The sequence below is a fragment of the Roseateles sp. genome, assembly GCF_039595595.1.
GTDB lineage: Bacteria > Pseudomonadota > Gammaproteobacteria > Burkholderiales > Burkholderiaceae_C > Roseateles.
On the sequence record NZ_JBCNLG010000001.1, the window covers coordinates 602,503 to 610,373 of the forward strand.

General features: G+C 66.6%; 6 protein-coding genes and 3 tRNA genes. 8 read left to right on the top strand and 1 reads right to left on the bottom strand.

Annotated features, from left to right (window positions below; translation table 11 throughout):
* Positions 1-2 precede the first annotated feature (2 nt).
* From ABDW61_RS02705 to ABDW61_RS02720, 4 genes are read left to right on the top strand one after another with little or no spacing between them, the layout of a single operon-like run.
* A complete protein-coding gene (locus tag ABDW61_RS02705; RefSeq protein WP_343635944.1) occupies positions 3-1,322 on the top strand; it encodes an MFS transporter in 1,320 nt (439 codons plus the stop codon).
* Positions 1,319-2,221: a glycoside hydrolase family 16 protein gene (locus ABDW61_RS02710; protein ID WP_343635946.1), complete on the top strand. Its 903-nt coding sequence runs from the start codon at positions 1,319-1,321 to the stop codon at positions 2,219-2,221. The genes ABDW61_RS02705 and ABDW61_RS02710 overlap by 4 nt, the downstream gene beginning before the upstream one ends.
* 28 nt (positions 2,222-2,249) lie before the next feature.
* Positions 2,250-3,323 (top strand): heparan-alpha-glucosaminide N-acetyltransferase domain-containing protein, encoded by a 1,074-nt coding sequence (locus ABDW61_RS02715; RefSeq protein ID WP_343635947.1) that lies wholly within the window; start codon positions 2,250-2,252, stop codon positions 3,321-3,323.
* Positions 3,324-3,351: 28 nt separating this feature from the next.
* Positions 3,352-4,062, top strand: a complete 711-nt coding sequence (locus ABDW61_RS02720; RefSeq protein ID WP_217648452.1) for a DUF6445 family protein — start codon at positions 3,352-3,354, stop codon at positions 4,060-4,062.
* 144 nt (positions 4,063-4,206) lie between these two features.
* Here the strand turns inward: ABDW61_RS02720 and ABDW61_RS02725 are convergent, their stop codons facing one another.
* Positions 4,207-6,846 (bottom strand): TonB-dependent receptor, encoded by a 2,640-nt coding sequence (locus ABDW61_RS02725; protein WP_343635950.1) that lies wholly within the window; start codon positions 6,844-6,846, stop codon positions 4,207-4,209.
* 450 nt (positions 6,847-7,296) lie between these two features.
* Here ABDW61_RS02725 and ABDW61_RS02730 point away from each other — a divergent pair.
* The 4 genes from ABDW61_RS02730 to ABDW61_RS02745 form a co-directional block, all read left to right on the top strand.
* Positions 7,297-7,382: transfer RNA gene (locus ABDW61_RS02730), tRNA-Tyr, on the top strand.
* Between the two features lie 83 nt (positions 7,383-7,465).
* A tRNA-Gly gene (locus ABDW61_RS02735) sits at positions 7,466-7,539 on the top strand.
* A gap of 71 nt (positions 7,540-7,610) precedes the next feature.
* A tRNA-Thr gene (locus ABDW61_RS02740) sits at positions 7,611-7,685 on the top strand.
* A gap of 47 nt (positions 7,686-7,732) precedes the next feature.
* Positions 7,733-7,871 (top strand): GTP-binding protein (locus tag ABDW61_RS02745; RefSeq protein WP_343635984.1); only part of this gene is annotated, 139 nt, incomplete at its 3' end.

The window sequence follows — 7,871 nt, forward strand, 5'->3', positions numbered from 1 at the left end:
ACATGAGCCAGACGCAGACTTCCGCCGCGCCCGCGCGATCGCCGATCCGCTGGGTCGCCAGCCTGTACTTCGTGCAGGGCATGCAGTTCTTCGTCGTCATGCTGATCGCCGGCCTGATGTTCAAGAACATGGGCGTGGCCAATGACCAGATCGCGCGCTGGACCGGCCTGCTGGGCCTGGCCTGGGCGTTCAAGCCGCTGTGGAGCCCATTCCTGGAGCTGGCGCGCAGCAAGAAGCTGATCGTCGTCGCCGGGCAGTTCACCGGCGCGGCGGGCCTGGCGCTGATGGCGGTGGCGCTGCAACTGCCGATGTGGTTCGCGGCCAGCATCGCGGTGCTGTTCCTGCTCGCCTATGCGTCGGCCACGCACGACATCGCCTGCGACGGCCTGTACATGGCAGCGCTCGACGACAAGCAGCAGGCGGCCTATGCCGGGTGGCAGGGCGCGTTCTTCAACGCGTCGAAGTTCCTGACGCTGGGCGGCCTGCTGGTGCTGGCCGGTCACCTGGAGCGCGGCATCGGCGTCATGAACGCGTGGTCGGTGATCTTCGGGCTGCTGTCGGTGCTGCTCTTCGTGCTGGCCAGCTACAACGCGTACGCGCTGCCCGGCACGCTCAACACCGATCACGGCGACCTCACCGCGGCCGGCGTCTGGCGCACGCTGCGCGAGGTCATCGCGGACTTCCTCGGCAAGCCGGGCATTTGGCTGATGATCCTGTTCATCGTGATGTTCCGCTTCGCCGAAGGGCAGGTGCAGACGATCGGGCCGCTGTTCCTGATCGAGGCGCGCGGCAAGGGCGGCCTGGGACTGAGCACCGAGCAGGTGGGCGGCATCTACGGCACGGTGGGCACGGCGGCCTTCCTGCTGGGCAGCATCGCCGGGGGTTACTTCACCAGCTGGATGAGCCTGCGCCGCGCGATGCCCTTCCTGATCGTGGCGATGGCCGTGCCCAACGCGACCTTCTACTACCTGGCCGTCACGATGCCAGCGGATCTCTGGCATGTCGGCTTCGCCGTCGCGGTGGAGATGCTGGGCTACGGCTTCGGCTTCGTCGGGATGATCCTGTTCATCATGCAGGCCGTCGCGCCGGGCAAGTACCAGACGGCGCATTACGCGCTGGGCTCGGGCGTGATGCAGCTGGGCTTCATCTTCTCCAAGACCATCAGCGGCGACATCCAGCTCGCGATGGGCTACGAGCATTTCTTCCTGTGGACCATCGCCTGCGGCGCGCCGGCGCTGATCCTGCTGCTGTTCGTGCGCATGCCCGGACGGGCGCCGCAGGAGCCGGCGGTCGCGGCGGCGCCGGTGGAGAACGCGACATGAAGGCGATCGCCGCGAGCCTGGCGGCGTTGTCGATGGCCGCTGGCGCGCACGCCGCCGAGCCGAAGTTCTTCTTCGACGACTTCAGCTACGCCGACACCGCCGCGCTGTTCAAGCAGGGCTGGACGGTTCGCAGCGCGCCGGGCCATCCCGGCATTCCCGGCGCGCGTTGGGCGCCCGAGGGTCTGAGCCTCGTCGACGGCAAGCTGCGCCTGCATGGCGTGACCGACGGCACCGGGCCGGGCACCGCGCAGGTGCAGGTGTGTCACCAGCGCAAATACCTCGCGGGGACCTATGCCGCGCGGATCCGCTTCAGCGATCTGCCGGTCAGCGGCGCCGATGGCGACCCGGTGATCCAGACCTTCTACGCGGTCAGCCCGCTGAGGCACGACTTCGATCCCGAGTTCAGCGAGCTCGACTGGGAGTACCTGCCCAATGGCGGCTGGGGCAGCGACAAGACCCGCATCTACGGCATCACCTGGCAGACGGTGCGCCTCGATCCGTGGCTGGCCTTCAACCAGCAGCACGAGGAGTTCGGCCCGCTCGGCGAGCGCGGCCGCGACTGGCACACGCTGGTGATGCAGGTGGCCGACGGCCGCACCCAATGGTTCATCGACGGCCGCAAGATCGACGAACACGGCGGCCGCAACTACCCGGTGGTGCCGATGTCGATCAACTTCAACCTGTGGTTCTCGCCGGAAGGCCCGCTGCCGAAAGGTCCCGCCGGCGGCCCCCCGCGCGTGTACGAGCAGGACGTCGACTGGGTCTTCCACGCGAAGGACATCGTCCTGAGCCCGGCCCAGGTGGAGGCGCAGGTGAAGCGCTGGCGCGCCGGCGGCATCGCGCGGCTCGACCAGGTCCCGCCGGCCACGCCCGCGCTCGAGAGCCGCTGCGACTTCTGAGCGTCTGTTTCCTTCCGATCCTCGTCCCATGAACGCTTCCTCGAAACGCATCGCGTCCGTCGACGCAATGCGCGGCCTGGCCGTCGCCGCGATGCTGCTGGTCAACAACCCCGGCGACTGGGGCCACGTCTACGCGCCGCTGGAGCACGCGGCCTGGCACGGCTGGACGCCGACCGACCTGGTGTTCCCGTTCTTCCTGTTCATCGTGGGCGTCTCCTTGTCGCTGGCGATGGGCGCGCGCATCGAGACCGGCGGCGGCGCGGCCCTGCGCGCCACCGTGGTGAAGCGCGGCTTGCGCATCGTCGCGCTGGGCCTGGTGCTGCACGCGCTGGCCTGGTGGCTGATGGACAAGCCGGCGCTGCGCATTCCCGGCGTGCTGCAGCGCATCGGCCTGTGCTTCGCGCTCGCCGGCCTGATCGCGATCCAGTGGCGCGCCGCCGGTCAACGCGTCTGGCTCGCCGCCTTGCTGGCCGGCTATGGCGCCTTGCTGCTGTGGGGCGGTCCCCTCGACAAGGCCGGCAACATCGCCAGCCGGGTCGACGCGTGGCTGCTCGGTCCGCATGGGTATGAATGGGATCCGGCGACCGGCCTGGGCCATGACCCCGAGGGGGTCGTCGCGACGCTGGGCGCCTTGGCGACGACACTGCTGGGCTGGCGCTGCGGCGAGGCGCTGCGCGCCGGCGCCCTCAGGCAGCTCGCGGCCGTCGGCCTCATCGCGGCGGCCACGGGCTTCGCGCTCGACGCCATCGGCCTGATGCCGATCAACAAGAATCTCTGGACGCCGTCCTTCGTGTTGTGGACCGGGGGGCTGGCCGCGCTGGTGCTGCTCGCCGCGCACGCGCTGATCGACCGGCTCGGCGCGCCCGCGCTGTTCCGCAGCTTCGGCGTCAACGCGATCGCGGCCTATGCCGGTGCATGGATGTGCACCGTGTTCCTCGAAGGCTTCGGCTGGATGAGCCCGCTCTACGCGCACGGCTTCGGCTGGCTGGGCGCCTGGCTCGGGCCGCATGCGCAGTCGCTGGGCTTCGCGCTGGCCTTCGTGGGCGTGTGGTGGCTCATCGTGCGTGAGCTCGACAGGCGCCGCTGGTACTGGAAGATCTGAGCGGACCGCGCCCGCACAATACCGTTCCATGAGCCCGGAGACCTTCGCCATCCGCATGCCGCCCGACATCCGCTCGGTGCGGGTCGGCGAGCATCCGGTCGTCGTCATCGACGATTTCCTCGCGCATCCGCAGGCGCTGGTCGAGGCAGCCTGCCAGGCCCGCTTCGACCGCTGCCCGGGCGCTGACGAGCGCAAGGGCTATCCCGGGCTGCGAGCGCCGGTGCCGGCGGCCTATAGCGAAAGCCTGACGGAGCTGCTGGACCCGTTGATCCGGCTGAACTTCGGCGTCCCCGAGGAACTGCCGCTGCGCAAGTCGCCGTGCGCGTTCTCGCTGACGACGGTCGCACCCGAGGATCTGGGGCCCCTGCAGCGGGTGCCGCATTTCGATGCCAGCACGCCGCACTTCATGGCCGTGATGCTCTACCTCTGCGACGAGCGCCATGGCGGTACCGCCTTCTACCGCCACAAGGCCAGCGGCCTGCAGCAGATCACCGCCGATCAGCGCGAACGCTACGGCGACTTGATCTATGCGGAGATGGAGCGCTCCCCGGCGCCGCCGCGGTATTTCAGCGACTCGGACGATTGCTTCGAGCTGCTGGGCATGCTGCCGGCGCGATTCAACCGCCTGGTGGCCTACCGGGGCAGCCTGTTGCACTCGGCCATCGTCAATCCCGCGCTGGGCCTCAGCAGCGATCCACGCCAGGGCCGGCTGACCATCACCACCTTCTACGACTTCTAGCGCGCGAGCGCCGCCCGCCCGCAGGCGGAGAGTCGCTTGCTTGCTTGCTTGCTTGCTTGCTGGCTTGCTTGCTTGCCCGGCCGCGCAGCGCAACGAAAAAAGCCCGGCGGCTGCCGGGCTTTCGAAGTGACGCAGCGGTGCCGGTCAGAACTTGGCGCTCAGGCCCAGCTTGTAGGTGGTCTCGCCCTTGAAGCTCCAGGCCGGGAAGCCGGCGCGCAGCGGATCCTTGATGGCGGTGTTGGAGGCCGCGGCGGCGCCGTACTGGACGTCGTCTTCCTTGGTCAGGTTGATCGCCTCGAACGACAGCCGCAGGTTCTTCGTGATGTTCCAGCCCACGCTGGCGTCCAGCGTGCCGTAGGCATCGTGCATGCGGTTGCCATACCAGAACGCGCCTTCGCGGATCATGTACTTCGAGCGCCAGTTGTAGGCCAGGCGAGCAAAGTACTGCTCGTTCTCGTAGTAGCCGACCAGGTTCACGTTGTGCTTGGACGACTGCGTGAACAGGCTCAGCCCATCCAGGTAGCTGCTGGCCGGCGCCGTGCCTTCGGTGAAGGTGTAGTTGCCCTGCGCGCCGAAGCCGTTGCCGAAGGCGTGGTTGGCCTGCAGCTCGATACCGCGGATCTTGCCGCCGCCGGCGTTCTGGAAGCTCTGCACCGTCCAGTTGTCGACGCCGGTCTTGGGATCGACCAGGCCGACCTTCTGGTTCGGCGTGGCGATGGCGACGACGAAGTTGGAGATGTCCTTGATGAAGTAGGTCGCCGACATCATGTTGCCGCGGCCGTAGTAGTACTCCAGGCCGAGGTCAGCCTGGCTCGACTTCATCGGCTTGAGGCCGATGTTGCCGATGGTCCAGGTCTCGTTGCCGTTGCGGTCGTCGTTGTAGCCGGACACCGTCACGCCGAACATGTTGGCGAAGTTCGGGCGCGTGATGGCCTGCGAGGCGGTCGCCCGCAGCACCAGGTCGCTTCTCAGGTCGAAGGCCAGGTTGATGCTGGGCAGCACGTCGTTGTAGGTCGACTTGGTGGACGTGGTGGTCTTGGCCCAGTTCTGGTTGCCGGCGTACTGGTCGGCCGGCGTCACGCCGTCGAACAGGTAACCGGTGCTGGTGGCCTTGGTGGAGATGTAGCGCACGCCGAAGTTGCCGCGCATGCCCTTGGTCTCGAACTCGAACATGCCGTAGACCGACCGGTTCTTCTCGTTCAGCTCGCCATAGCCGGAGCGGTCCTCGACCCAGCCGGAGATGTTCCGGTTGGTGTTGTCCAGCATCGCGCCGATGTTGGCGCGCGGCACCGTCCATCCGCCGACGTTCACCGAGCCGTCGAACAGCCCGGAGGTGGCCACCGGCGTGATCGTCGTGTTCCAGATCGGGCGGTAGCTGCGCTTCTCGAAAGTGTGGTCGGCAAAGCGCACACCGGTCTTGAAGGCGTTGATCACGCCCCAGTCCAGGTCGAAGGTGGCGTCGAGCTGGCCGAACTTCTCCTTGTCCTTGTTGGGACCGGCGGAGGTGGCCCAGGTTTCCGGCGACATCTGCGCCGGCAGGGAGCCGACGCCCCAGGACTGGTCGTTGCTCGGGTTGACCTTGATCTGCTTGCCGGTGGCGTCGATCGTGCCCTGCCAGTTCGGGCGCGTGAACGGGCCGGCGGCGCCGTCGAAGGCGGCGGTCTGGTAGTTGGTGGTGGCCGAGGTACCGCCGTCCGCCTTGGTCGTGCCGACAACGAGGTCGAACTTGGCGCTGCCCAGGGTGTAGTGGGCGTCGGCCACGGCGCTTTCCGAATCCATGCTGGCGCCGCGCGCCCAGACCTGGAAGAACTTGTGCGGCAGCGGGTTGGCGGCCGTGGTCGTGCTGTGCAGGCACATGCCGTTCGGGTTGAAGTCCGACTTGACCGCGGTATTGCGCTGGTCGCAATTCTGGTCATGCATCAGGTAGTCACTGGAGTTGGAGCTGTCGGCGTCCAGCTTCAGCTTCAGCAGGTTCAGGCCGACTTCGAAGCCCTCGACCGGGCGCGCCTGCAGGGCGACGTTGAGCGAGGTGCGCTTGCGCTCCTGCACGAAGGCGGTCGGGGCCACGTCGCTGTTCCAGCGGCTGTCGGCTTCGACGCCGCGGCGGATGTAGTCGCCCTTGGACAGGCCGGCGGCGATCAGCGCGCCAAAGGTGCGGCTTTCGTTGCGCCAGCTGTACAGGCCGGAGGCTTCCTTCTCCGAGTCGCTGATGGTGCCGTCGCCGTAGCGCACGCTGCCGAAGACCGTGTTGGCCTTCAGGTCCAGCGGCTTGCGGGTCTTGACGATCACCGTGCCGCCGATGCCGCCTTCGGTCAGGTTGGCCTGCGAGGACTTGTAGACCTCCATGCCGCCGATCATTTCGGCGGGCAACAGCGAATAGTTGAACGAGCGGTCGATGTCCATCTGGTCATACCAGCCGGTGGACGCGACCGTCTGGCCGTTCAGCGTGGTGTACGTCATCTGCGGATCGGTGCCGCGGATGGACACCGACGCGCCTTGGCCGAACGCCCGGCCCACCGAGATGCCGGGGATCCGGCCCAGGGCTTGGCCGACGTCCGAGTCGGGGAGCTTGCCCACGTCCTCGGCGCTCACGGCATCGACAACGGCGCTGGCGTTCTTCTTGATGTTGGCCGCCGACTGCAGCGATGCGCGGATGCCGGTGACGACCACTTGTTCCAGCTGGGTGCCGTCGTCCTTCTTCTGTTCTTGCGCCTGCGCGGCGAACGCCGCGCTCAGCAGCGTCAGCGTGACCGCCGCCGCGATAGGGGTCTTGTTGACCTTCATGAACTGCTCCTCGAGTGGCCAGGGAGTTGTGGCCTTGATGAAGACTCGGCACCCGAAATCACGCCACTCGACCGCTGAGTGGACGTGCTGCTGGCGCCCCCGAATACACCTCAATACAACCAATGCCATGCCACTATAACGGCCGGTAAAGCCACTTTGCTACCAGTTCAAGGGGCGTGTTTTCCCTGCTGTAGCGCCGCCGCGACCCCCATGGACAGCGGTGTCTGACGGTTTCGGCGAGGGCGGATTCGAGGGGCGGCGGCGAACGCTGGAACGAGACCACTTGGTCGCAAATTGGTATTACTGGTGGTCCATATACATGCCTCGGCATGCGTGCGTTCGGGCACGTTGGGGTCATGAGCGGCAAATCGCCAATCGCACGGCTGCGGTTCCCGGGCTAAAAAGTGTTTGCGCCAAATAAGAACGCTGCTATAGTCGTGGGCTCGCCTCGGAGGGGTGGCCGAGTGGTTAAAGGCAGCAGACTGTAAATCTGCCCGCTAACGCGTACGCTGGTTCGAATCCAGCCTCCTCCACCAAGGCGAACAGATTGCAAGAGCAACGAAGCGGGTGATCGTCACCCGCTTCGCGGTTCAGGCAGCTGGAATTGGAAAGCTCCCGGGCGGGAGTAGTTCAATGGTAGAACCTTAGCCTTCCAAGCTAATGACACGGGTTCGATTCCCGTTTCCCGCTCCACCGGAAGCTGAAGGTGTCGTGTCGAGAGATCGGCACAGGTTTGCTGATAAGGTCATCAATCCTGTGTCGATGCCCATGTGGCTCAGTGGTAGAGCACTCCCTTGGTAAGGGAGAGGTCACGCGTTCGATCCGCGTCATGGGCACCACCAATCTCTTCTATCCCGTTTCTTGATCTGATCGCCAGGAGCGCAAGATGGCAAAAGGCAAGTTTGAACGTACCAAGCCGCACGTGAACGTGGGCACGATTGGTCACGTTGACCATGGCAAGACGACGCTGACGGCCGCGATCGCGACCGTGCTGGCCTCCAAGTTCGGCGGCGAAGCCAAGGCCT